Here is a 514-nt window from a genome sequence, read left to right on the forward strand (position 1 = left end):
GGAGAAGTTCTGGTTGGCGCCGTTGCCGCAGCCCCACTGGAGGAGCCGGGCGGTCTCGGCGAAGGAGTAGTCGCCGACGTCGACGCACTTGCCGCTCTGCCGGCCGACCAGCTGCTGCCAGGTCGCGTGGAGCGGGGTGACCTTGCCGGCGGCCGCGTTCACCGTGATCTGCGGCGAGTAACCGAGGGTCAGGGTCGTCGCGGTGGGGAAGGCGAGCGGCAGCCACACGTACTGCGAGTCGTTGACCGTGCCGCCCGTGGAGTTGCCCCAGCGGTCTCCCATGTAGAGGTAGCTGGTGCCCTGGCTGCCCTCCACCGGCAGGACGAAAGTGGTCTGGGTGTGGTAGGTGATCCCGTCGCCCGCGTCGTTCAGACCGCTCCAGGACCCGGTGATGCTGTCGGCGGTCGCGTACTTCTGCTGGTTGGGGGCCCAGCCGGTGGCACCGGAGGTCAGCAGGAAGTAGACGCCGTCGCGCTTGAACATCGCCGGGGCCTCGCGGGACTCGCCGTTCCAC

At 69.3% G+C, this 514-nt stretch carries 1 pseudogene; it reads right to left on the minus strand.

The features are described 5' to 3' along the window. Positions 1 to 514: pseudogene (locus PUR56_RS00400) on the minus strand (beta-xylosidase); the annotation flags it as partial.

Source organism: Streptomyces sp. BE303 (assembly GCF_036290945.1).
Lineage (GTDB): Bacteria > Actinomycetota > Actinomycetes > Streptomycetales > Streptomycetaceae > Kitasatospora.